The organism is Marinobacterium sp. xm-g-59 (assembly GCF_013283315.1).
GTDB lineage: Bacteria > Pseudomonadota > Gammaproteobacteria > Pseudomonadales > Balneatricaceae > Marinobacterium_E.
This window is the reverse complement of record NZ_WBYR01000009.1, coordinates 1-23,437: the sequence shown is the minus strand read 5'-3', so window position 1 is coordinate 23,437 and position 23,437 is coordinate 1. Positions and strand designations below refer to the sequence as shown.

The 23,437-nt window shown below is 49.1% G+C and carries 21 protein-coding genes; 15 read left to right on the top strand and 6 right to left on the bottom strand.

Going from position 1 to position 23,437, the window contains the following annotated elements; all coding sequences use genetic code 11:
• The first annotated feature begins 49 nt into the window (after positions 1 to 49).
• The 4 genes from atpG (at position 50) to XMG59_RS09575 (ending at position 3,383) form a co-directional block, all read left to right on the top strand.
• The gene (gene atpG / locus XMG59_RS09590) at positions 50 to 913 is read left to right on the top strand and encodes a F0F1 ATP synthase subunit gamma (protein WP_173482154.1); all 864 of its coding nucleotides are present in this window, start codon (positions 50 to 52) and stop codon (positions 911 to 913) included.
• Positions 914 to 950: 37 nt separating this feature from the next.
• On the top strand, positions 951 to 2,348 hold the full coding sequence (gene atpD / locus XMG59_RS09585; RefSeq protein WP_173482153.1) for a F0F1 ATP synthase subunit beta: 1,398 nt from the start codon (positions 951 to 953) through the stop codon (positions 2,346 to 2,348).
• Positions 2,349 to 2,380: 32 nt separating this feature from the next.
• Positions 2,381 to 2,806: a F0F1 ATP synthase subunit epsilon gene (locus XMG59_RS09580; protein WP_173482152.1), complete on the top strand. Its 426-nt coding sequence runs from the start codon at positions 2,381 to 2,383 to the stop codon at positions 2,804 to 2,806.
• A gap of 289 nt (positions 2,807 to 3,095) precedes the next feature.
• The gene (locus XMG59_RS09575; protein WP_173482151.1) at positions 3,096 to 3,383 is read left to right on the top strand and encodes a TIGR03643 family protein; all 288 of its coding nucleotides are present in this window, start codon (positions 3,096 to 3,098) and stop codon (positions 3,381 to 3,383) included.
• Here the strand turns inward: XMG59_RS09575 and XMG59_RS09570 are convergent.
• Positions 3,380 to 4,120 (bottom strand): TrmB family transcriptional regulator, encoded by a 741-nt coding sequence (locus XMG59_RS09570; protein WP_173483708.1) that lies wholly within the window; start codon positions 4,118 to 4,120, stop codon positions 3,380 to 3,382. The genes XMG59_RS09575 and XMG59_RS09570 overlap by 4 nt on opposite strands.
• 98 nt (positions 4,121 to 4,218) lie before the next feature.
• Here XMG59_RS09570 and glmU point away from each other — a divergent pair, with 98 nt between their 5' ends.
• Together glmU and glmS are read left to right on the top strand one after the other, a co-directional pair.
• Positions 4,219 to 5,583, top strand: a complete 1,365-nt coding sequence (gene glmU, locus XMG59_RS09565) for a bifunctional UDP-N-acetylglucosamine diphosphorylase/glucosamine-1-phosphate N-acetyltransferase GlmU (RefSeq protein WP_173498604.1) — start codon at positions 4,219 to 4,221, stop codon at positions 5,581 to 5,583.
• Between the two features lie 5 nt (positions 5,584 to 5,588).
• Entirely contained in the window at positions 5,589 to 7,412 is a 1,824-nt protein-coding gene (gene glmS, locus XMG59_RS09560) for a glutamine--fructose-6-phosphate transaminase (isomerizing) (RefSeq protein WP_173498603.1), read from the top strand.
• Between the two features lie 4 nt (positions 7,413 to 7,416).
• Here glmS and XMG59_RS09555 read toward each other — a convergent pair whose 3' ends face one another.
• Together XMG59_RS09555 and putA are read right to left on the bottom strand one after the other, a co-directional pair.
• Entirely contained in the window at positions 7,417 to 8,274 is an 858-nt protein-coding gene (locus XMG59_RS09555) for a DMT family transporter (RefSeq protein WP_173483705.1), read from the bottom strand.
• Positions 8,275 to 8,356: 82 nt separating this feature from the next.
• Entirely contained in the window at positions 8,357 to 11,788 is a 3,432-nt protein-coding gene (gene putA / locus XMG59_RS09550; protein ID WP_173494531.1) for a bifunctional proline dehydrogenase/L-glutamate gamma-semialdehyde dehydrogenase PutA, read from the bottom strand.
• 146 nt (positions 11,789 to 11,934) lie between these two features.
• Here putA and XMG59_RS09545 point away from each other — a divergent pair, with 146 nt between their 5' ends.
• The 7 genes from XMG59_RS09545 (at position 11,935) to XMG59_RS09515 (ending at position 18,898) form a co-directional block, all read left to right on the top strand.
• On the top strand, positions 11,935 to 12,405 hold the full coding sequence (locus XMG59_RS09545) for an Lrp/AsnC ligand binding domain-containing protein (protein WP_173482145.1): 471 nt from the start codon (positions 11,935 to 11,937) through the stop codon (positions 12,403 to 12,405).
• A 291-nt stretch (positions 12,406 to 12,696) separates the two neighbouring features.
• Entirely contained in the window at positions 12,697 to 13,896 is a 1,200-nt protein-coding gene (locus tag XMG59_RS09540; protein ID WP_173498602.1) for an ABC transporter substrate-binding protein, read from the top strand.
• A 64-nt stretch (positions 13,897 to 13,960) separates the two neighbouring features.
• Positions 13,961 to 14,731, top strand: coding sequence for an ABC transporter ATP-binding protein (locus XMG59_RS09535; protein ID WP_173482143.1), 771 nt, complete (start codon positions 13,961 to 13,963; stop codon positions 14,729 to 14,731).
• A 6-nt stretch (positions 14,732 to 14,737) separates the two neighbouring features.
• Positions 14,738 to 15,442, top strand: a complete 705-nt coding sequence (locus XMG59_RS09530; RefSeq protein WP_173482142.1) for an ABC transporter ATP-binding protein — start codon at positions 14,738 to 14,740, stop codon at positions 15,440 to 15,442.
• 3 nt (positions 15,443 to 15,445) lie between these two features.
• Complete coding sequence (locus XMG59_RS09525; protein ID WP_173498601.1) at positions 15,446 to 16,459, top strand: branched-chain amino acid ABC transporter permease; 1,014 nt, start codon at positions 15,446 to 15,448, stop codon at positions 16,457 to 16,459.
• Complete coding sequence (locus tag XMG59_RS09520) at positions 16,459 to 17,796, top strand: branched-chain amino acid ABC transporter permease (RefSeq protein WP_173482140.1); 1,338 nt, start codon at positions 16,459 to 16,461, stop codon at positions 17,794 to 17,796. The genes XMG59_RS09525 and XMG59_RS09520 overlap by 1 nt, the downstream gene beginning before the upstream one ends.
• A 121-nt stretch (positions 17,797 to 17,917) precedes the next feature.
• Positions 17,918 to 18,898: a GlxA family transcriptional regulator gene (locus XMG59_RS09515; protein WP_371743487.1), complete on the top strand. Its 981-nt coding sequence runs from the start codon at positions 17,918 to 17,920 to the stop codon at positions 18,896 to 18,898.
• Between the two features lie 63 nt (positions 18,899 to 18,961).
• Here XMG59_RS09515 and XMG59_RS09510 read toward each other — a convergent pair whose 3' ends face one another.
• Together XMG59_RS09510 and XMG59_RS09505 are read right to left on the bottom strand one after the other, a co-directional pair.
• Complete coding sequence (locus XMG59_RS09510; RefSeq protein WP_173482139.1) at positions 18,962 to 19,165, bottom strand: PA3496 family putative envelope integrity protein; 204 nt, start codon at positions 19,163 to 19,165, stop codon at positions 18,962 to 18,964.
• A gap of 407 nt (positions 19,166 to 19,572) precedes the next feature.
• Positions 19,573 to 20,454, bottom strand: a complete 882-nt coding sequence (locus XMG59_RS09505) for an SIS domain-containing protein (protein WP_173498600.1) — start codon at positions 20,452 to 20,454, stop codon at positions 19,573 to 19,575.
• 104 nt (positions 20,455 to 20,558) lie between these two features.
• Between XMG59_RS09505 and pbpG the strand changes: the two genes are divergently transcribed.
• A complete protein-coding gene (pbpG, locus tag XMG59_RS09500) occupies positions 20,559 to 21,443 on the top strand; it encodes a D-alanyl-D-alanine endopeptidase (RefSeq protein WP_173498599.1) in 885 nt (294 codons plus the stop codon).
• Positions 21,444 to 21,457: 14 nt separating this feature from the next.
• On the top strand, positions 21,458 to 22,099 hold the full coding sequence (locus tag XMG59_RS09495; protein ID WP_173489260.1) for an MBL fold metallo-hydrolase: 642 nt from the start codon (positions 21,458 to 21,460) through the stop codon (positions 22,097 to 22,099).
• A 6-nt stretch (positions 22,100 to 22,105) separates the two neighbouring features.
• Here the strand turns inward: XMG59_RS09495 and pfkA are convergent, their stop codons facing one another.
• Positions 22,106 to 23,110: a 6-phosphofructokinase gene (gene pfkA / locus XMG59_RS09490; RefSeq protein ID WP_173498598.1), complete on the bottom strand. Its 1,005-nt coding sequence runs from the start codon at positions 23,108 to 23,110 to the stop codon at positions 22,106 to 22,108.
• Between the last annotated feature and the right edge of the window lie 327 nt (positions 23,111 to 23,437).

Here is a 23,437-nt window from a genome sequence, read left to right as displayed (position 1 = left end):
GAACAGACTCTGTTCAGCCGATACTAAGTCAAGGAATAGAGGCGGATTTATGGCAGTCGGAAAAGAGATTAAGACGCAGATCGCGAGTATCGGTAGCACACGTAAGATTACCAGCGCCATGGAAATGGTTGCTGCATCTAAGATGCGCCGTGCCCAAGATCGCATGGAGTCTTCTCGTCCATACGCACGCAGTATCCGTGGTGTGATTCAGCACTTAGCGAAAGCTAACCCTGAATACAAACACCTTTACATGCAGAACAACGACCTGAAACGAGTAGGTTTCATTGTTGTCGGTTCTGATCGCGGACTCTGTGGTGGCCTGAACGTTAACTTGTTCAAGGCTGCTATTGGCAAAATGAAGGAGTTCAATTCACAGAATGTCGAGATCGATTTCTGTGCAATTGGTGGTAAAGCAGTTAGCTTCTTCCGTAACTACGGCGGTAACGTTAAGGCAGCAACAAGCGGCCTAGGCGATGCACCAGAGTTGGAAGCGCTAATCGGTTCAGTAAAAGTGATGCTTGATAGCTTCAACGAAGGCAAACTTGACCGTCTATACGTGGTATCGAACGAGTTCGTTAACACCATGACGCAAAAGCCGACTATTGAACAGCTTCTGCCCCTTCAGGCTGAAGAAGACGACGACACTCTCAACCACCACTGGGATTACATCTACGAGCCAGATGCTCGTGATCTACTAACAGGTCTTTTGACTCGTTACGTTGAATCAATGGTGTACCAAGCAGTTGTTGAGAATAACGCCTGTGAACAGGCAGCGCGTATGTTGGCAATGAAGAATGCAACCGACAACGCCGGCAACCTAATCGACGAGCTTCAGTTGATCTACAACAAAGCGCGTCAGGCAGCGATTACACAGGAAATTTCTGAAATCGTAAGTGGTGCTGCTGCTGTTTAAAGCAGTTAACAGGCTAATAAGTTAAGAGGATCCGAACATGAGTAGCGGACGTATTGTTCAGATTATCGGTGCAGTCGTTGACGTGGAATTCCCACGTGAAGATGTACCGAAGGTTTATGACGCACTAAACGTCACTAAAACCAACCTGACACTAGAAGTTCAGCAACAGCTGGGTGACGGTGTCGTACGTACTATCGCAATGGGTCAGACTGAAGGTGCAAGCCGTGGTCTGGACGTTGTAAACACTGGTGCTCCAGTATCTGTACCTGTAGGTACAGCGACCCTAGGTCGTATCATGGACGTACTAGGTAACCCAATCGATGAGTGTGGCCCGATCGGTGAAGAGGAGCGTTACCCAATTCACCGTAAAGCACCTTCTTACGCAGACCAAGCAGCGACTAACGAACTGCTTGAGACAGGCATCAAGGTAATCGACCTTGTTTGTCCTTTCGCTAAGGGTGGTAAGATCGGTCTGTTCGGTGGTGCCGGTGTAGGTAAAACCGTAAACATGATGGAGTTGATCAACAACATCGCAACTCAGCACTCTGGTCTATCTGTATTCGCAGGTGTAGGTGAGCGTACTCGTGAGGGTAACGACTTCTACCACGAAATGCAGGAAGCAGGCGTAGTAAACGTTGAGCAGTTCGACAAGTCGAAAGTAGCGATGGTTTACGGTCAGATGAACGAGCCACCAGGTAACCGTCTACGTGTAGCGTTGACTGGTCTTACAATGGCTGAGAAGTTCCGTGACGAAGGTCGTGACGTACTTCTATTCGTCGACAACATCTACCGTTACACACTTGCGGGTACAGAGGTATCAGCACTGCTAGGTCGTATGCCTTCAGCGGTAGGTTACCAGCCAACTCTTGCAGAAGAGATGGGTGTACTTCAGGAGCGTATCACGTCGACTAAGACTGGTTCGATCACTTCTATCCAGGCGGTATACGTACCAGCGGATGACTTGACTGACCCATCACCAGCGACAACCTTCTCGCACCTTGACGCAACAGTCGTACTGTCTCGTCAGATCGCAGAGCTAGGTATCTACCCAGCGGTAGACCCACTAGACTCTACTTCTCGTCAGCTTGATCCGCTAGTAATCGGTTCTGAGCACTACGAGACTGCACGTGAAGTGCAGGGTGTCCTACAGCGCTACAAAGAGCTTAAAGACATCATCGCGATCCTAGGTATGGACGAACTTTCTGAAGAAGATAAGCAGACGGTAGCACGCGCTCGTAAGATCCAGCGTTTCCTATCTCAGCCATTCTTCGTAGCAGAAGTCTTCACTGGTGCACCAGGTAAATATGTCTCTCTTAAAGACACTATCAGTGGCTTTAAAGGCATCCTGAACGGTGAATACGACTCTCTACCAGAGCAGGCGTTCTACATGGTTGGCGGCATCGACGAAGCAGTCGAAAAAGCCAAAGGCATGTAATCCCTTAAGCGGAACCTGAAGAGGTAATTGAAATGGCTATGACTGTTCATTGTGACATCGTAAGTGCAGAGGAAGAGATCTTCTCTGGCCTTATCGAATTCGTCTCTGTGAGAGGTAGCCTGGGTGAGCTGGGTATCTACCCAGGTCACACTCCGCTTTTGTCGGAAATCAAACCAGGCCCTGTCGAGCTTCGCAAGCAGGGCGGTGAAGAGGATATCTTCTACGTATCTGGCGGCTTCCTAGAGGTTCAACCACACAAGATTACTGTGTTGGCTGATACTGCACTACGTGCGGGTGACCTTGATGAAGCAACCGCTGTAGAAGCACAGAAGCATGCTGAACAAGCAATGGCTGACAAGCAGGGTGAGTTCGAATACTCACGTGCTGCGACTCAGCTTGCTGAAGCAGCTGCACAGCTTCGTACCCTCGATGCAATTCGCCGCAAACTCGGCAAATAAGATCTACACGATCAAAAAAGGCAGCTTCGGCTGCCTTTTTTTGTGCTTTGAAAAAGCACCGTGTCTGACCTTTAGTCTGACACGACTCAGGAGTTACGCTACAGTCTCTGGTAGACGCTGACAAAGCCGATGACAGGCTGAAAGCCTGTCACGGTCACTCCGTAGCTGGTTTAGTACACAGTGACAGGCATTCAGCCTGTCATCTGCACTCATAAGCTACCTCTCATCTGAACTAAAACACATACGCTGGCGTACACAACGACACCTGCTTTATTTTTCAGAGGTTTAGATGTCACAAAAGCTAGCACACGCCGGCCTGTCAGAAGAGGCGATTTCGCGAGTCATTGAGATGGCTTGGGAAGATCGCACACCCTTTGAAGCGATTGAGGGGTTGTACAGCTTGTCAGAGCCACAAGTGATCAAGTTGATGCAGCGTGAGATGAAGCCCAGTTCGTTTCGTATGTGGCGTGAACGGGTCTCTGGTCGCAACACTAAACATCTTAAAAAGCGTCCAGAAGGGATTGATCGCGGCTACTGCTCTCGCCAGTACAAGATGGTTAGTAAGCCTAAACGTTAAAGCAGGCGCCAGAGTGTATCGAATATGATCTGCTGTGCTGCTGCTACTTCACTTGAATCGATAACCACCGCAGTTGGGTAGTTATCAGACGCTAAAGAGATGATGGCAATTTTTGGTGGATAGATCGCTATATAAGCGGCGTCTACTGGCCCCTCGGTTTTGATCCATTTACGTTCTGACAGATCAGCACTTTCACCCCCATCCCCAATCGCGATAACCCGTACCTTGATCTTTCGAGCAACACGCTGTGCTGTGAAGTTCGGGAAGGGACGGTAGAGATGCTTTCGAATCGGTTTTGATGAGAAGACAGAGTAGATCGGTTCAGGGTTTGAGCTAACACTGTTAAGGATATCTCTGAGTACCTGCTCAATCCCCTCGTCACCCTCATACCACTGAACATTGGCTGCGCTAAAATCAGGCGAGAGTTGATGCAGCTCGGGTATGACACGACGCTTTAACTCTTCAACAGCGAGATCTAAGCGTTTACGGCGTTCTTCAGCCAGTTCTACCAACACTTCAGGCTCACGTGCTGTGAAGATGCGGCGCTTACCTTTTGGCAGATAGCTGACCACACCTAACGCCTGCATCTGCTTCAGTGCTTCATAGGTTGTGCCGCGATTGACCCCTGCACGCTCAGCAATGGTACGAATCGAACTGGGGCCAAGCGCTAGCAGGGCCTTGTAGATTGAGACGTCACGGTCGCTAAGACCGATCTCTAAAAACAGCGAATTATCCATATTTGTCAATTTTTTTATGACATTTAACCTTGCAGCAGTGTGCGCTTAGGTTAAAGTATCGTCAAGTGGATAAATTTTGTTTTTGGAAACACCCGTTAATGTCGATAGATGTAGTCATTCTTGCGGCCGGTCAAGGCAGCCGTATGAAATCTAAACTCCCTAAAGTCCTTCACCCTTTGGCAGGAAAATCGCTGGTAAAGCACGTCATTGATCAAGCGAGTCAGTTAAACAACAGCGCGATGCATATTGTGGTTGGCCATGGTGCGGATCAGGTTAAAGAGGCGTTGTCCGATCTATCTTGCCAATTTTATACACAGGCTGAGCAGCTAGGCACGGGCCATGCCGTTGCACAGGCCTCAGCGGGTCTTCGTGCAGGCGGTGTTACGCTAGTGCTTTACGGCGATGTGCCATTAACGCCGGCGAGTGTGCTAGAGCAGATGGTACAGGTCGCTCAAACGGGTAAAGTGTCGCTTCTGACCGTTAACCTAGACGATCCGACGGGATACGGCCGTATTCTTCGAAGTGCGGTTAACGATGTTGTGGGTATAGTGGAACAGAAGGATGCCAATGAAGAGCAATTGGCGATCACTGAAGTGAACACTGGCATTATGGCGATGCCAACCGATCATCTAAACGAATGGTTGCCGCAACTCTCTTCCGATAACGCACAGGGTGAGTACTACCTAACTGATTTGATCGCAATGGCGGCGGAGTCGGGTGTAACGGTTCAGGCACTTCATCCTACATCTGAGTTCGAAGTACAGGGTGTGAATAATCGTCGACAACTCGCTGAATTAGAGCGTTGGTATCAACTTCAGCAGGCCAATGCTGCGATGGATGCTGGTGTTACCTTGGCTGATCCAGCTCGATTCGATGTGCGAGGGCAACTGAGGGTAGGGCAAGATAGCCACATTGACGTTAACTTCGTTGCAGAAGGCGAGGTACGCATTGGCTCAAACGTTGTGATTGGGCCCAATTGCAGCGTTAAAAATTCGATTATCGGTGATGGTGTTGAGATTCTTGCTAACACCCACATTGATGGTGCTGTCATTGCCGATGCCTGCCAACTGGGCCCTTTTGCTCGTATCCGTCCTGGCTCACAGCTTGCGGCTGGAGTGAAAGTCGGCAACTTTGTTGAGACGAAGAAAGCTCTGGTTGGTCAAGGGTCTAAATTGAACCATCTCTCTTACATTGGCGATGCACAGATTGGTGAAGAGGTAAATGTTGGTGCTGGCACCATTACCTGTAATTACGACGGTGTGAACAAATCCCTGACCGAGATTGGCGATCGTGCATTTATTGGTTCAAACAGTTCATTGGTCGCACCCGTGCAAGTGGGAGCAGGAGCAACCATCGGTGCAGGCTCCACCATTACCAGTAAAGTGGAAGAGGATCAGCTCTCCGTTGCACGTGGTAAGCAGATAAATATTTCGGGCTGGAAACGCCCAATAAAGAAAGGTTAATCGTTATGTGCGGTATTGTAGGTGCAGTCTCTGAACGCCAGGTCAGCGGTATTCTATTAGAGGGTCTTAGTCGATTGGAGTATCGCGGCTATGACTCAGCGGGCATGGCCATTCATGATGGTCAATCTGTGAATCGTCTACGCCGTATTGGCAAAGTACAGGCTCTTAAGGATGCTCAAGAAGCGTCACCGATCACAGGTACACTTGGCATTGCGCATACGCGTTGGGCCACCCATGGTGTGCCTGCAGAGCACAACGCTCACCCGCATATGTCAGGGGACAGTGTTGCAGTTGTTCACAATGGTATCATCGAAAATTTCGAAGAGCTAAAAGCTGAATTGCTTGCTGATGGTTTTCAATTCTCATCTGAGACTGATACAGAAGTAATCGCTCACTTACTTGCCAAGCTCCTTAAAGATGAAGATTCACTTCTAGCAGCCTTGCCAAAAGTCATCGCCCGTCTTGAGGGTGCATTCGCCTTGGGCGTGGTACACAAGGATCTACCAGACCAGCTCTATACCGCACGTAAAGGCAGTCCGCTGGTTGTTGGTGTCGGCATTGGTGAGAACTTTATCGCATCCGATCAGCTTGCACTGCTTCCTGTTACAGACCGTTTCATGTTTCTTGAAGATGGCGACATTGGCTGCCTAACTCGTGATGAGATTCGAATTTGGGATGCGACAGGTCAATCGGTTGAGAGAGCTGTGTCGCGTTACGAGCACTCAGCAAGTGCAGCTGAAAAAGGCGAATTTAAGCACTTTATGATGAAAGAGATCTATGAGCAGCCGACTGTAATGGCGGATGTGCTTGAAGGTCGTTTAACCGGAGATCGTCTTCTTGAGCAGTGCTTTGGTGCAGAGGCTGCAGAACTGTTTGATAACACTAAGCAGGTTTTAATTCTTGCCTGTGGTACTAGCTATCATGCCGGTATGGTGGCGCGTTACTGGATCGAAGAATTAGCTAATTTGCCATGTTCGGTAGAGGTGGCATCTGAGTTTCGTTACCGCAAAGCCGTTGTACCCGAAGGCACTCTATTGCTGACGATTTCTCAATCGGGTGAGACCGCTGACACCTTGGCCGCACTGCGTGATATTCAATCTCGAGTGGCGGGTTCATTAGCTATCTGTAACGTTCCTGGTAGCTCGCTGGTCCGTGAATCACAACTTTCTCTGATGACACAGGCAGGTCCAGAGATTGGCGTAGCGTCTACTAAAGCGTTCACGTCACAGCTTGTTGCTCTGATGCTGACAACGGTCGCGCTGGCCCGCCGACAGGGGCTGACCGATGAGAAAGAGGCCTACATCATCCACTCACTGCGCCAACTACCTGGTTTACTTGAGCAAGTGATTGGCTTGGATGATCAGATTCAGAATATGTCAGAAGCGTTTGCTGAGAAGCACCACTCGCTCTTCCTAGGTCGAGGCGCGCTCTATCCAGTTGCAATGGAAGGCGCACTTAAGCTCAAAGAGATCTCCTACATTCATGCTGAAGCCTACCCTGCCGGTGAGCTAAAGCATGGTCCACTGGCTCTGGTCGACAAAGAGATGCCGGTCATTGCCGTTGCCCCGCGTAACGACATGCTGGATAAGCTGAAAGCGAATCTTCAAGAAGTTCGAGCGCGTGGCGGTGAGCTATTTGTCTTCGCGGAAGAAGGTACTATCCAAGAGGAAGAGGGTATTCATGTCATTGAACTGCCCGTTGTCGATTTCTGGTTAGAACCGCTGGTTTACACCATTCCTCTTCAGCTACTCTCTTATCATGTAGCTGTTCTAAAAGGCACCGATGTCGACCAACCCCGCAACCTTGCGAAATCAGTAACCGTAGAGTAGCAAACTACCTTGGGGCTAACCGCCCCATGGCAATCAAACCACCCACAACGATGATGGCGCCGCCAAGTAGCGTCATCAGTGTGGGTACCTCGCCCAGTAGAATTAATGCAGCCAGAGTGGCAAAGAGTAGCAGCGTGTAGTTAAACGGCTGCAGGGTGCTCGCATCTGCATAGTCCATCGCTTTAATGTAAAAAAGCTGGGAGCCAATATTCATAATGGCTAATGCGATTAGCAGTGCACTCTGCTCTGTCGATGGCTGAATCCACTGAAACAGGCCAAATGGCAGCGCCAGCACCAAACCTACTAGCCCCATGTAGAGGGTGTGTGTTTTGAATCCATCTCTGCCACTCAGGTATTTGGTTAGAATCGAGAAACTGGCTAATGCAATGGCGCCACTCAGCGGCATCAGTAACTCGATCGAGATACCGGCACTGCTCGGCTGAATGATAATCATCGCACCGGTAAGACCGATCAAAACCGCTATCACCCTTCTTCTCGTCAGTTCCTCTTTCAGGATAAATCGCGCCATAACCAACGTAATCAGGGGAAAAAGCGCGACGATCGCGTGTACCTTTGCCACCAACATCAGCGTGAATGACAGGTTAATAAAGATTATCTCGGTAATCGACAGCGCCGCACGACCCAGCTGCAGCATCGGCTGTGCCGATTTAAGTCCCACAACAGATTGCCGCAACCCTCCGGCAAGCATGACGGCAAACAGGGTAAAAAACAGGTATCGCACCAGTAACAACTGACTTAGGGGCAAACCCCCTACTAGCAGGTGTTTAGTGATGATGTCCTGAATAGCAAACGACAACATGGACGCTAAACAGAACAGAATACCGATGGTTGATGGTTGCATGATGGGCTTTGATACCTAGGGGATAATCTACTGAAGAGTTATAGCAAATCACCCCCTTGCCTGTCTTGAGTTAACGATACTATTAACTCATTAGCAGTGCTGCATTTCCCCCTGAAGCGGTGGTGTCTTCGCAAATATGTTGCTCTTTACGGTGGTAAACCGAGTGCCCTTTAGACTTGAGAAGTGGAATGATCGCCCCCTCCCTTTGACTGAGAGTAATACGAATCTGCTTACATAACGCTTCGTGAGCGCTAACAGATACGCCTGCCAAGTCTGCAAGCTCAGTTAACAGTCCTGGATCCAGATCGCCGGCCAAACAGATAATGGGTAGATCTTTCATGATGTCACTGTCAGGAATCTTTTTGGTTAGCAGTAGCGTTGGGTTGCCGGTTGATGCACTTGCAATGGCTTGCTGCCAAGCTTGCTCGTCGCCAGCGACTAACCAATAACCTCTAGCTGATGTGAATAGCTGATTATCTTCACCCGTAACACTAGGGCATTGTGTTAGAAGTTCACGAGCAAGAGGTTTAAATTGAGATCGCAGAGTCTGCCATGCTGATTGCACCTGTTCTGCTGATAGCAGGTCTAAGGGGTTAGGTTGATACTGACTCTCAATTGTCTCCGGTTGTGTTAGATTGACGAGATAGTTTGGCCCACCCGCTTTAGGTCCGGTCCCTGACATACCTTCCCCGCCAAAAGGCTGAGACTCGACTATAGCCCCAATCTGGTTGCGGTTGATGTAGCAGTTCCCCACGTTGAGTTCAGCACAGAGCCGCTCAGTTCTGTTCTGTATGCGTGAATGCATTGCGAAGGTTAGGCCATATCCACGCGCGTTAATATCGTTGACCACATCATCAAGTTGATCCGCATTGTATGGAGCAATATGTAAAATCGGGCCAAAGCGCTCGAAGTCCAAATCATGGATACCATCAACTTCAAGCAAGGTTGGTGTAACAAAATGACCGTCGAGCTCTTGAGTTTTAGTTTGATACACAATTCTTGAGCGTTGTTCTTCAATATAAGTATTCAACGCTTGCGCAGCTGTAGCATCAATAACAGGACCCACATCGCACTTCAGTTCGCTTGGATCGCCCACCTTTAACAGCGCCATGGCGCCGGTGATCATCTCGAGGATCTGCGGGTAAACCTCTCGCTGGACGTAGAGCATACGCAGCGCTGAACAGCGCTGGCCGGCGCTCTGGAAGGCTGATGCCATAACCGCTTTAACCACTTGTTCTGGTAGCGCAGATGCATCGGCAATCATCGCATTCAGGCCGCCAGTTTCAGCGACCAGCAGAGTATCTGGCGCAGCGTTATGCGCAAGTGCCTTCTCAATACGTTTCGCTGTGGCTGTCGAGCCGGTAAAGATCACTGCGTTCACGTCTGGGTGTGAGACCAGTGCATTACCCTGTTGTGCGCCTGTGCCGAACACAAGTTGTACTAGGTCAGTTGGCATGCCCGCTTCTTTCCAGAGTTCTATCGCTTTGCGAGCGACTAAACTGGTCTGTTCGGCCGGTTTAGCCAACACCGCATTGCCGGCACCAACAGAAGCCGCAATTTGACCGGTAAAGATCGCCAGCGGGAAGTTCCAAGGTGAGATGCAGACAGCCACACCTCGTGCCTCAGTTTGTTGATCAAGTCCGTCGCTCTCATCGGCGTAATAACGCAGAAAGTCGACCGCTTCACGAATTTCATTGATTGCATCAGCAAGAGTCTTTCCTGCTTCTCTGGCCAGTAGAGCGAGTAACTCAGGAGTGTCGCGTTCATAAAGATCTGCGATCTGTCGCAAGAGTTTTCCTTTGAGTGGCTTGTCTGCCCAAGCCGTTTGGGCAACCTTGGCCTGATTGAACAGCTGATCGACTGAGCTCAGATCAGTCGTTTGATAGTGCCCCAATAGCTCTTGCGAGTAAGGCTCTACAACAGGGACGTCACCTGTCTCGCCCCAAATTGTCTGCATAAAGAGTGAGCGGCTTGCTAAAAGCGCATCGACTTCTGCCTGTTCGCCAAGGTCAAAACCGCGAGAGTTACTCCTATCAGTGAATATTGCGCTGCCGGGTGTTACCGCTTGCTCGATGAGTTTCTGATGCACCGGACTCGCAACGACCTGCTGTGGCGGGATAGCCTCGTCAGCAAGCTGGCTAACAAATGAGGAGTTGGCTCCATTTTCAAGCAGACGACGCACGAGGTAGGCGAGTAGATCTTTATGCGTTCCAACGGGCGCATAGATACGACAACCTGTCTGGTGCTTCTCCAAGAGCTCTTGATGCAGCGCCTCTCCCATGCCATGAAGACGTTGCATTTCGAATGCAATGCCGGCCTCTTTGGCCCAGTTGAGTACACAGGCTGCTGTCTGGGCATTGTGAGTAGCAAATTGTGGGTAGATGCGGTCGCCGTAACGCACCAGTTTGCGCGCACAGGCGAGGTAGCTGACATCGGTGTGATGCTTTGCGGTGAACACCGGGAAATGGTCCAGCCCTTGCTCCTGCGCAAGTTTGATTTCGGTATCCCAGTAGGCACCTTTAACCAAACGCACCATCAGTTTGCGATTGCTCTGATCTGCCCAAGCGTAGAGTTGATCCAGTACCGAATAAGCTTTGCGGTTGTAAGCTTGCACAACAATACCCAGACCATCCCAACCGGAAAGCTCAGGCGCTTCAATCAGGTTGCGAATGATATCGAGCGATATCTCAAGGCGTGCGCACTCTTCAGCATCAATATTGAGGCCAATATTGTGCTCCTTAGCAAGTGAGCAGAGTGACAGCATGCGCTCACTTAATTGGGTAACTGCCTCGTCCTCATTGAATAGCTCGTAACGCGGATGCAGCGCCGACAACTTTACTGAGATGCCTGGATTCTTTTCGATCTGGGTTGATTTCGACTGCTCGATCAGTGCTAGCAGGGCGTTGCGGTATGAATTGAAATAGCGATCGGCGTCGGCCTGAGTATAAGCCGCCTCACCCAGCATATCGTAAGAGAAAGTGTAACCTTGGAACTCAAGTTTGCCGGCGCGCTCTTGGGCGCTTTTAATGCTTTCACCTAGGACGAAGGCACGACCCATCAGCCGCATACCTGCACCCACTCCGATTCGCATCGCGGCGAGTATTGCGCTGCGAAGGGGTTTCATCTTGAGGCTAGCGCTGCCCAGTTGCAGTCCCATGCTGGCGCCGCGAACAAGTGCACTGGTTTGCGCCGTTTTAACGGACCAGTCGCGGTTAGCGAGCTTATCAATAATCAGTTCGTTAGCCGTCTGTTTGTCCGGTACGCGTTGGTAGGCCTCAGCCAAAGTCATCAACGATAGTCCCTCTTGCGTGTCTAAAGGATAAGCACGAAGGAATTGCTCAAGGATAGACGGCTTAAAATTGTTACGAATCGCAGTGACTAGGTTGCTCGCCACTGTCTGGAGGTCAGGCGTGACCCACTGCAGAAGTTGCTCTTTCTCGATGAGCTGTTGCAGTTGATCTAATTCTGATTGGTCGCAATAGGGTATCTGGATGTGTGTGTTTTGAGCGTTCATGTTTAGCCCCTCTAAATTGATAATGCAATTATAGATTTAGACTTATAGGGCTTCTGTCTATTTTTATAGGTATATATAGACTTTAAAACTTATTATTCGCTTTAATTTAGATAACTAATAGTTAAATAATTTTATTGGTAGGCGATATGACTAATGTGTCTTTAGATAATTATGATTTGGCGATATTAAAAACCTTAGAGCAAAACGGGCGGATAACGGTCACTGAGTTGGCTGATAGAGTGGGATTATCTAAAACCCCCTGCCAAATTCGAATGAAGCGGCTAGAAAGCAATGGAGTGATACGTGGCTATACCGTAATCATGGATTACGGACTGCTCGATACTAATCATATTGCCTTTGTGCAGGTTAAGCTCAGTGACACCAGGGCTGCTGCTCTTGCTTCATTTAATGATGCAGTTGGCGCTGTGTCTGAAATAGAGGAGTGCCATATGATGGCTGCAGACTTTGATTACATCCTTAAAGTGCGTACACGCGATATCGCGAGCTATCGAGAGGTTCTGGGTGAAACTATTTCAGAGCTACCCTATGTCTCTAGTACCTCTACCTTTGTCTGTATGGAGGCTGTTAAAGAGCATGGCCAAGTCTTTGATGGTTAGCAAATCACCTAAATTTCTCTAATTTCTAGGAAAATTGATTTTTATAATATGAATAAAAAGAATATTTTCCAGTTTCTGTTCAATAAATAGGCAAAATCACCCATCAGGTCTGTTCTATAATTGATTAACCATCAATTGATCAGATGGTCTGACCAATACGTAACTGAAATCTGTTGTCTGAATGGTCAACATTCGATAATGTTAATGCGTTGCCAGTTGAAAAACTGCAGACACTGATCGCTACTACTTAATCGATAAAGTGGTGTGATGTTTCATTATAAGGAGAAGAGAATGAAAAAATTAGCATTGGCTGTAGCTGCAGCTTCAATGATCGCGGGTGCGGCGCAAGCTGGCAGCCACATGCCAAGCGAAGTTCGTCTTGGTGTTGCTCTAGGCTTTACAGGTCCTGCTGAATCACTTGCTGCTGATATGGCTGCAGGTGCAGAGATGGCTATGAAAGAAGTTGCTGATAGCGGCAAGCTTCTTGGTGGTGCTAAGGTTACTCCAGTTCGTGCTGACTCAACCTGTGTTGATGCTTCTGCTGCCGCTGCAGCCGCTGAGCGTCTAATCTCAGCTGAGAAAGTGGATGCGATTGTGGGTGCTCTTTGTTCTGGTGCAACGATCTCAATCCTACAGAACGTAGCGATGCCAAACGGTGTTCTTCTGTTCTCTCCTTCAGCGACTTCACCAGCGCTTTCAACTCTTGAAGATAACGGTTACTTCTTCCGTGCATCACCATCTGATGCTCGTCAGGGTCAAGTAATTGCTGAAATGCTTCAGGAGAAAGGTTACAAGTCGATCGCAATGACTTACACCAACAACGATTACGGTAAAGGCCTAGCGGACAGCATTCAGTCAAACTTCGAAGCGGCTGGCGGTAAAGTGACTATCAACACTCCACACGAAGATGGCAAAGGCGATTACGGTGCGGAAGTGGGTGCTCTTGCTCAGGCAGGTGGTGACATCCTAGTGGTTGCTGGTTACCTTGACCAAGGTGGTAAAGGCATCATTCAGTCATCTCTAGATGCGGGTGCATTTGATCACTTCTTCCTACCTGATGCGATGATCGGTGACAGCCTAACAGCTGCAATCGGTCCGGATCTAAACGGTTCAATCGGTACGGTTCCAGGTACTGACAGCCCTGGATCAGACTCTTACAAAGAGATGTTCACTGCGGCTACCGGTGCGGCACCTGGCCCATACTCTGACTACTCTTACGATGCAGCGGCTATGACGCTTCTAGCGATGCAGGCAGCAGGCACTAAAGATTCTAAAGTCGTTAAAGATCACGTCTTTGAAATCGCAAACGCTCCAGGCGAGAAAATCTACCCAGGTGAGCTAGCGAAAGGTCTTGAGATCCTAGCTAACGGCGGTCAGATTGACTACGTTGGTGCGACTGCGGTTGAGTTGATCGGCGGCGGTGAGTCAGCAGGTAGCTACCGTGAGATTCTGGTTAAAGACCAGCAGAACACAACTGTTCGTTTCCGCTAAGCGATAGCGCATAAAACAGGCTCGGGGTTCACTGAATCTCGAGCCGTTTTTACATTTGAGCATTATGATTGTTGTAGAAAATCTCCATAAGCGCTTTGGCGGTGTTCATGCCGTGAATGACGCGTCCCTTCACATTAAGAAGGGCTCAATTACCGGTCTAATCGGTCCAAACGGTGCAGGTAAAACGACGCTGTTTAACGTGATCGCAGGCCACCACTCGCCCACTTCAGGTCGCATCACCCTTGATGGTGAAGACATTACCGGACTTAAGCCACATGAGCTGTTTGGTAAGGGTCTATTGCGCACCTTCCAGTTGGCTCACGAATTCTCTTCATTAACGGTTCGCGAAAACTTGATGATGGTACCACCTAATCAAGCTGGCGAAAGCTTAATGAATACCTGGTTCCGCAAAGATCTAGTGCGTGCTGACGAGCAGCGTGTGCGTGAGAAAGCGGACGAGGTGATCGATTTTCTAGAGATTGGTCACGTTGCAGATGAACTGGCTGGCAACCTGTCAGGTGGCCAGAAGAAGCTTCTGGAACTGGGTCGCACCATGATGGTGGATCCTAAAATTGTCTTCTTGGATGAGGTCGGTGCCGGTGTAAACCGTACGCTGCTCTACAAGATTGGCGATGCGATTAAAAAGCTGAATCAGGAGCGCGGTTACACATTCTGCCTGATTGAGCATGATATGGACTTCATAGCGCGTCTTTGTGACCCGGTTATCTGTATGGCGGAAGGTACTGTTTTAGCCGAGGGTACGGTTGATGAAGTTAAGAACAATGAGCAGGTGATCGAGGCTTACCTCGGTACCGGTTTGAAACATAAGCGGTAAGCGTACATGAGTTTTTTAATAGGTCAGAGTATGACCGGCGGCTACGGTGCTGCGGATATCCTCAAAGAGTGCACCATTGGTGTGGATCGAGGTGAGATCGCGGTTATCGTTGGCCCTAACGGTGCTGGCAAGTCGACGGCAATGAAGGCTACCTTTGGCATGTTGCCGTTGCGAGAAGGTCAGGTCATGTTTGATGGTGAAGACATTACCCACCTCAAACCTGAAGAACGCGTGGTTAAAGGGATGGGGTTTGTGCCTCAAACCCACAATGTATTCACCTCGATGACGGTTGAAGAGAATCTTGAGATGGGCGCCTTCATTCGTGAAGACGATATCTCCGATTCGATTGAACAGGTTTATGAACTCTTCCCCATTTTGAAAGAGAAGCGCCGCCAACCAGCCGGTGAGCTTTCAGGCGGTCAGCGCCAGCAAGTCGCGGTGGGTCGTGCCATGATGACGCAACCTAAGGTTCTGCTTCTGGATGAGCCAACAGCCGGTGTGTCACCCATTGTGATGGATGAGCTATTCGATCGAATCATAGAGATTGCTCGCACAGGTGTAGCGATTTTGATGGTTGAGCAGAATGCGAAACAGGCGCTAGAGATTGCCGATAAAGGCTACGTGTTGGTACAGGGTTCTAACCGATTCACAGATACAGGCGAAGCGTTGTTGGCTAACCCTGATGTTCGTCGCTCGTTCTTGGGGGGTTAATCGATGACTGACTTTATTAATGCCCTAATTGTTCTGGCGAACTTTATTCTTGTTCCTGCACTGACCTACGGCAGTCAGTTGGCGCTCGGTGCACTTGGTGTCACTCTGGTCTACGGTGTGTTGCGTTTCTCCAACTTCGCACACGGTGAAATGATGGCCTTTGGTACCATGATCACCATCTTTGGTACCTGGGGTTTACAGGCGCTGGGTGTCTCTATTGCACCGCTGCCAACGGCCCTGCTGGCGCTACCTTTGGGTATTGCCGGTGCTGTCGCACTCTCGTTGATCCTTGATAAAACCGTTTACAAATATCATCGCCAGCGCAAGGCGAGTCCGGTAATCTTCCTGATTGTCTCAATCGGTTTGATGTTCTTTATCGGTGGTCTGGTGCGATTCATTATCGGCCCTGGTGATCAGATCTTCTTTGACGGAACTCGTTTCATCTTCTCGGCGCGTGATTTCAAACGTGCGACGGGTCTTGATGAAGGGTTGGCTCTTAAGATGACACAGGCGGTGACCATTATTACTGCGATTCTTGTGGTAGCAGCCATGTTCTGGTTCCTGAACAAAACACGTACCGGCAAATCGATGCGTGCTTTTTCAGACAACGAAAACCTAGCACTGCTGTCGGGCATCAACCCTGATCGTGTCGTGATGATTACCTGGATCCTTGTGGGTGCGCTAGCGACCATTGCCGGTACTCTGTATGGATTGGATAAGAGCTTTAAGCCATTCAGCTTTATGCAGCTGCTCCTACCAATCTTTGCCGCAGCGATTGTCGGTGGGGTTGGTAACCCGTTGGGTGCCATTGCGGGTGGTTACGTGATCGCTTTCTCGGAGATTGCTGTCACCTTCGCCTACAAGAAAGTCGTGACCTACTTGGGGCCTGATAGTTTCCAACCTGATTCGTTGGTTCAGTTGTTGGGCACCGATTACAAGATTGCGGTTTCATTCATCATCTTGGTTATCGTACTGATTGTGCGACCTACCGGTATCTTTAGTGGGAAGACCTTGTAATGAATCAGACATTTTTTAATCAATATCGCACTCCGATTCTCTACTCGGTGATGGCGCTTCTGCTTGTCATCGTCGGTGTGGGTCAGGGGTGGTCTGTCGCCTTTACCATTCTTAACCTCTGTTTGATCAGTGCCATCATGTCACTGGGTGTCAACATGCAGTGGGGTTATGCTGGTCTCTTTAACGTTGGTGTGATGGGCTTTGCAGCACTGGGTGGTTTGGCCGCGGTTCTGGTCTCTATGCCACCGGTTGAAGAGGCGCGTGCTGCGGGTGGTCAGGGCATTTTAGTCGGCCTGTTGATTCTAATTGCGACCATTTTCGTGTCGATCCTGGCGTGGAAACAGTTTGGGGCTAAGAGTAAGAAGACTGGCTATTGGATGCTGTTTGTCATCATAGCTGTGGGTTATGCCCTGATGCGTCTATTCTTCCTACCTTCCGTTGAAGCAATCGAAGCGGTTAACCCCTCAGTGACTGGATATCTTGGTGGCTTAGGTCTGCCAATCATCCTCTCTTGGCCTGTGGGTATGGTGTTTGCGGCCGGTGCGGCTTACGTCATTGGTAAAGTTGCTTTGGGGCTTCGCTCTGACTACCTAGCGATTGCAACGCTGGGTATTTCTGAGATCGTTCTCTACTTCATTAAGAATGAAGAGTGGCTGACACGCGGTGTTAAAAACGTCAACGGTCTACCTCGTCCGGTTCCTTATGAGGTGGATCTACAACAGGCAACTTGGTTCCAGCAATTTGCTGCAGACTGGGGTATGGAAGTGGCAGAGGCCTCGTCTCTATTCGTTAAAGTATGTTACGCAGGGCTGTTTATCGTTGTCATTGCGATCTTGATGTACTTATCTGAGACGGCACTTAAGTCACCTTGGGGTCGTATGATGCGCGCTATTCGTGACAACGAAGTGGCCGCTGCCGCAATGGGTAAGGATGTTGTTAAACGTCACCTGACGATCTTTGTGATTGGCTCAGCGGTTATTGGCCTTGCTGGTGCAATGCTAACGACTCTGGATGGTCAGTTTACACCGGTTGGTTACCAGCCATTGCGTTTCACCTTCCTCATTTGGGTCATGGTGATCATTGGTGGCTCGGGCAATAACTGGGGTGCAGTCTTGGGCGGTTTCTTCATCTGGTTCTTCTGGATCGAAGCGGAGCCGATTGGTCTTTGGTTAGTGGATACCCTAACCTCTTTCATGGAGCCAACTCACTGGCTACGTCTGCACTTGATGGACAGTGCCGCTCACATGCGTCTGATGACGGTCGGTATCGTGCTTCTGATTGCATTACGATATGCCCCAGAGGGATTAATCCCCGAGCGAACGGCTCGTAAGCACTGATTCATAGCACTACTATGAGTGGGGTTGGGCTTCTAGTCCGGCCCCATTTTCATTTTTGTGACCTATCTTTTCTCAACTAGCGTAGACTAGGGTAATAACTTCTATTACTTGTAGGTCAATTGTGCAGCAGAAACCAGAACACTTCGGCTTTTTCCTAATGCCCGGTTTCTCGATCATCTCCTTTGCGGCGACGATTGATCCGCTGCGTCTTGCGAACCAGTTAAGTGGTCAAACTCTTTATGAGTGGCACTTTTATGGTCCAGCCGATCAGACCGTTACCTGCTCGACAGGTATGCGTTTCCAACCGACACGTCGCATGAACGATACAGAATCGATTGATCGTATGTTGGTGGTTGGCGGTATCGGAGCTCAACAAGAGTCCGAAACCTACTTGAACGATTGGCTACAGAATTTGGTTCGCAATGGTATCAGTTTAGGTGCAACCTCGACGGGCTCTCTGTTATTGGCTGAAGCCGGTGTGTTAGAGGGTAAAACCTGTACGGTCCACTGGGAGGAGCGTGATCAGCTGACGGAGCTCTACCCAGATCTTAACGTCAGTGAAGAGCTTTATGAGATTGATGGCAACCTGATGACCTGTTCTGGTGGTTTGTCGGGTTTGGATATGATTCTTCAGCTGATTACGATTCGCCATGGTGAATCTTTAGCCCACCAAGTCGCTGAGCACTGTATTCACCCCAACATCCGTCCTGCTCATGATAAGCAGCGTATGAAGCTGCAGCTTCGCCAACACGGCAGTCACCCTCGCCTGACACAAGCGCTGGAGTTGATGCGTGAGCACATTCAACCGGTTCTAAGTTGTGAGCAGATCTCCGATCGAGTTGGGCTCTCAACCAGACAGTTGGAGCGACTGTTTAGACAGCACCTGAACTCATCACCGACAAACTACTACATGAGTTTGCGTCTTGAGTTTGCACGTCAGCAGTTGAAGTCGACTCGTCTTCCGATCCAAACGGTTGCGAAAAAAGCGGGTTTCACATCCACTAGCTATTTTTCGCGTTGTTATAAGAAGCAGTTTGGATTGACGCCAAGAGAGGCAAGAACGGGTGTACACCGCATGATTGAACTGGGTGAAAAAGCGTAAAAGAGAGATCTAATCTCTGACAGGCTCTGCCTCGATCTCTCTTGTTATTGCGAGCGGTTGCGACTATTTTTCGTCGAACCAACTCTCTTCATTGAAATAGGTCGAGAGCTCTTGCTCTTCGCGACGCTGCTCTATGGCTCTGCGAGCATTAAGCAGTCGCTGTGATTGACACTTTTGCTCCTCCTGCGTCTTCTCCTCTTCGAAGCCCACAAGCAGATCAAAAATTTGAGTTTTTACTGGATCTAGTTCTTCTTCACGAATCAGCATAGGTCAACCTCCTAAGCAAACGTCCATGAACGGATCGCTCATGGCTACACTGTTCTAATATCTTTTTACTGAAAGCGTCTCAGTAATGCAACCGCGACGATTGTCGTAAAAAAGTGTTACGAAAAAGTGAAACGTAAAATGCGTTAGTCAGGTCGGCGCATCAACAAGGAGCCTGCGAACAAGTCCATAATTTCTCAGCGTGATCTGAAACATTCAGATACAAGGCGGATTGCGCAACTAATGGCCATCGTCCTTAGTAAGCGATCCAACGCTGTAGATGAATGTTTCAGGTCTCGCCCTGCGGGGCTTACAGTCAAATTCATCCTCCGTGTTGTGCTTTCTCGTCTTAGCCCGCTAGGCCTTCGAAAACACGCCTTGATGCTGAATTTGACTGTAAGCCTGAGATGTCATGGACTTATTCGTAGGCTCCTTATACGTCGATCGTTTTGACGAAGACTTCTAAGACTGCGTTTGATCGTCTTAAGATGCTCGACGGCATTAGGTCCCAACCGCATCGCAACTCCAACAGCTATTACGTCGATGACAACAAGGTGGACCACGCGAGATGACATCAGAGTACTTAGGTCTTTGTCCTCTTCTACGTCGATAAAGATCGGTATGGTTGCCAGTTCAGCTAGTGGGGTGTTGGCTGGGCAGAGCGTGATAACGGTTGCGCCAGTATCTCTAACAAGCTTAACACTGTGTAGAAGGTCCTTGGTGGTACCCGTTTGTGAGATGGCAACCACCACATCCCCTTCGCCAAGTGTGACGGCTGAGATGGTCTGCATGTGAGGATCTGAATAGGCGGCTGCAGAGATCTTAAGGCGGTAGAGTTTGTGTTGTGCATCGGCACAGACCGGCGCAGATGCACCCAGGCCATAGAACTCCACTCGACGCGCTGAAGCGATCGCCTGAATGGCCTCCTCTAGCGCTCGGTCATCTAACTGCTCTCGTGCTTCGACCAGATTACCCATCATTGAGTCAAAGATCTTGTGCTTAAACTCTAGAACGGTGTCGTCATGGTTCATTGAGAACTGTTCGAAGGTTGAGTTACTGGCCAGTGCTTGCGCTAAGGTCAGCTTAAAATCTTGGAACCCATCGTATTGAAGCGCTCGACAGAAACGAACCACCGTCGGCTCAGAGACCATCGCTTCAGATGCCAGATCAACAATACGCATATGAATGATGTCATTTGGCTGAGCTAGAACGTAATCAGCCACTTTCTGTTCTGATTTACGCAGCTTGGCTTTGGCATCGCTGATCTGTTTAAGAAGGTTAGCTGAGTTCACGCTAGGATCCATTTCTATAGAGTGTTGCGAGATAGTATATCAAGGCATACAAATCTTGCAGTAGCTTCGGTATCCTAATAATAGATATTAGGATTTGTTGGTTCATGCGATCTATATTTACCCTATTTTTTGTTCTTTTTAGCGCGACGGCTGTGGCAGCTCCTGATCCCGCTAAACTAGACCTTGCCTCTGTCAGTGTCATGATCAAAGACCTGGACACGCAAGAGGTGCTCTATGAGCGCAACGCCGATCGCGTTCAACCGATCGCGTCGCTGACGAAGTTGATGACAGGATTAGTAACTTTAGATGGCCGCCTTCCGATGAAGGAGCGGATCACGATTGAAGTGAATCAGATACCGGAGATGCGCAATGTTCACTCTCGCATTCGTGTTGGAAGTAATCTTCCGCGAGCAGATGTACTACACATCGCTTTGATGTCATCGGAAAACCGCGCAGCGGCCACTTTGGCTCACGCTTACCCTGGCGGTGCTAAGCAGTTCATCGATAATATGAACTGGACGGCACAGGGCTTGAGTATGACCAACACTCGATTCCAGGAGCCTACCGGGCTCTCTGAAAAGAACGTCTCTACTGCAAGTGATCTGATGCGTCTGCTGGAGGCCGTGAGTCTCTATCCAACTCTCTCCAAAGTAACGACCTCTTCCAAACGTGATGTGATCTTTAAACGGCCACGCACGGCCATGGCGTTTTTTAATACCAATACCTTGGTTAATAAAAAGAGTTGGTCCATTCAGATCAGTAAAACCGGTTATACCGATGATGCAGGCCGATGTTTAGTTCTTAAAACACGCATCAAAGGTCGTAATCTAGGCATTGTCCTATTGGACTCCTACGGTAAACGCACCCACCTAGCCGATGCGCAACGCATCAAACGTTGGCTTGAAAAAGGCAGTAGTGGCAAGGTACCAAGCGGTGCTGCGAATTACCGAGATCAAAAATTAAAATCATTGATGACAGCATCGCGCTGATCCCAGAGGTAGCTATGGCTTATCGTGTCATTCCCGTCACACCTTTTGAACAGAACTGCACTCTCTTCTGGTGTCCAGAGACTAAAGAGGCGGCCGTTGTGGACCCAGGTGGTGATCTGCAAAAAATCATGGCTGCAATCGAAGAAGAGGGCGTGACGCTGACGAAGATTCTGCTGACTCACGGCCATATTGATCATGCCGGTGCATCAGCTACCTTAGCAAAATCGATGGATGTAAAGATCATTGGTCCTCAGCAAGCTGATCTGTTCTGGATCGAAGGGTTAGAGCAGCAGAGTCAGATGTTTGGTTTTCAGCAGGTGCAGGGCTTTGTGCCGGATCAGTGGCTCAATGATGGTGACACCGTTATGGTTGGTAATATCACACTGGATGTCATTCACTGTCCGGGTCATACCCCAGGGCATGTGGTGTTTGTTGATCGTAAGGCAAAAATTGCTCAGGTGGGTGATGTCCTGTTTAAAGGTTCGATTGGTCGTACCGACTTCCCACAGGGTGATCATGCAACGTTAATCAGCTCTATTAAAGAGAAGCTGTTTCCTCTTGGCGATGATATCCGCTTTATACCGGGGCACGGTCCTGAATCGACCTTTGGTGATGAGCGACTCACCAACCCCTTTGTGGCCGATCGCTGGGGCTAGTGATTCTTAGTGTTGTAGCTCGTTGATGAGGTCCATCACTTCAACGGGCAACCCCTTCTTCTGGGTAATGACGGCTTCTAGGGGTGTGGTGCTCACTGCACCTTTTGTTACCCCCACCATCACATCCGTTTTCCCTTCAAGCAGTGTATGAATGGCGCAGTTACCCAGCGTAGCAGCAAGCAGGCGGTCATGCGCTGTTGGCTTTCCACCACGCTGCAGATGACCTAAGACACAGACTCTAGGGTCTTCACCGAGCTGTCTCATCTCTTCAGAGAGTTGATTAGACCAGCCACTCTTTCCAGCTTCAGCGACGACAATAATGCCACTGGAGCCAATGCCCTCTTTGCGTCGCTGTGCCAGCTGTTGGCTGATATCGGTAATATCAGACTGGTGTTCGGGAACAATGACCATTTCCGCGCCGGCGGCAATGGCAACATGACAGGCAAGCAGGCCGTAGTTACGCCCCATTACCTCAACTAAGAAGTGACGATCATGTGAATAGGCAGTATCACTGATTTTATCGATGCCTTCGACGGCGGTCGTTACAGCGGTATCAAACCCAATACTGTCATCAGTACCATAGATATCATTATCAATGGTGCCTGGTAGACCAATAACGGGAATGGAGAACTCTTGATAGAGTGCATGGGCACCTGAAAGTGAGCCGTCACCCCCAATGACAATTAATGCTTCGATGCCGTGCTTCGAGAGAATATCGAAAGCGCGTTGTCGTGTGGCCGGTTCATGAAACTCAAGACAGCGAGCACTCTTTAGATAGGTTCCCCCTCTATGACAGAGTCCACTGACACTTTTGGAATTAAGTGTTTCGAACTCCTCATTCAGCAATCCTGCATATCCACGATGAATACCGATCACCTCAATACCAAAAGAGGTCGCCGTTCTAACCAATGCCCGAATAGCAGGATTCATTCCAGGTGAATCTCCGCCACTGGTTAAGATGGCAACTTTAGAAAAGGAAGTAATGTGGGAGTAATGAGGTAACTGATACATAAAGAGTCCAAAAGTGCTTATCCCTGAATACTAGCGATAATTTGGGTAAAAAATGAGCAAAAAATAGGGGCTTTTGTACAGTTAATGATCAGTTTTAATCTTTTTTTAAAAAAAGTGAAAAAAAACCAAAATAGACGTTGACCCTAAGTCTAATATCGGTAAGATACGCACCTCGCTTGAGACGAGTACTCAAGCAGCCGCCAAGAGATCGGTGGCACGCTCTTTAACAATTAATCAGGTAATGCGTGTGGGCGCTTGTTGAGGTTGAGCACAAAAGCTTAACAAGACAAGCAACCTATATGTGAATTCATTTAGCGTAATGTTTTT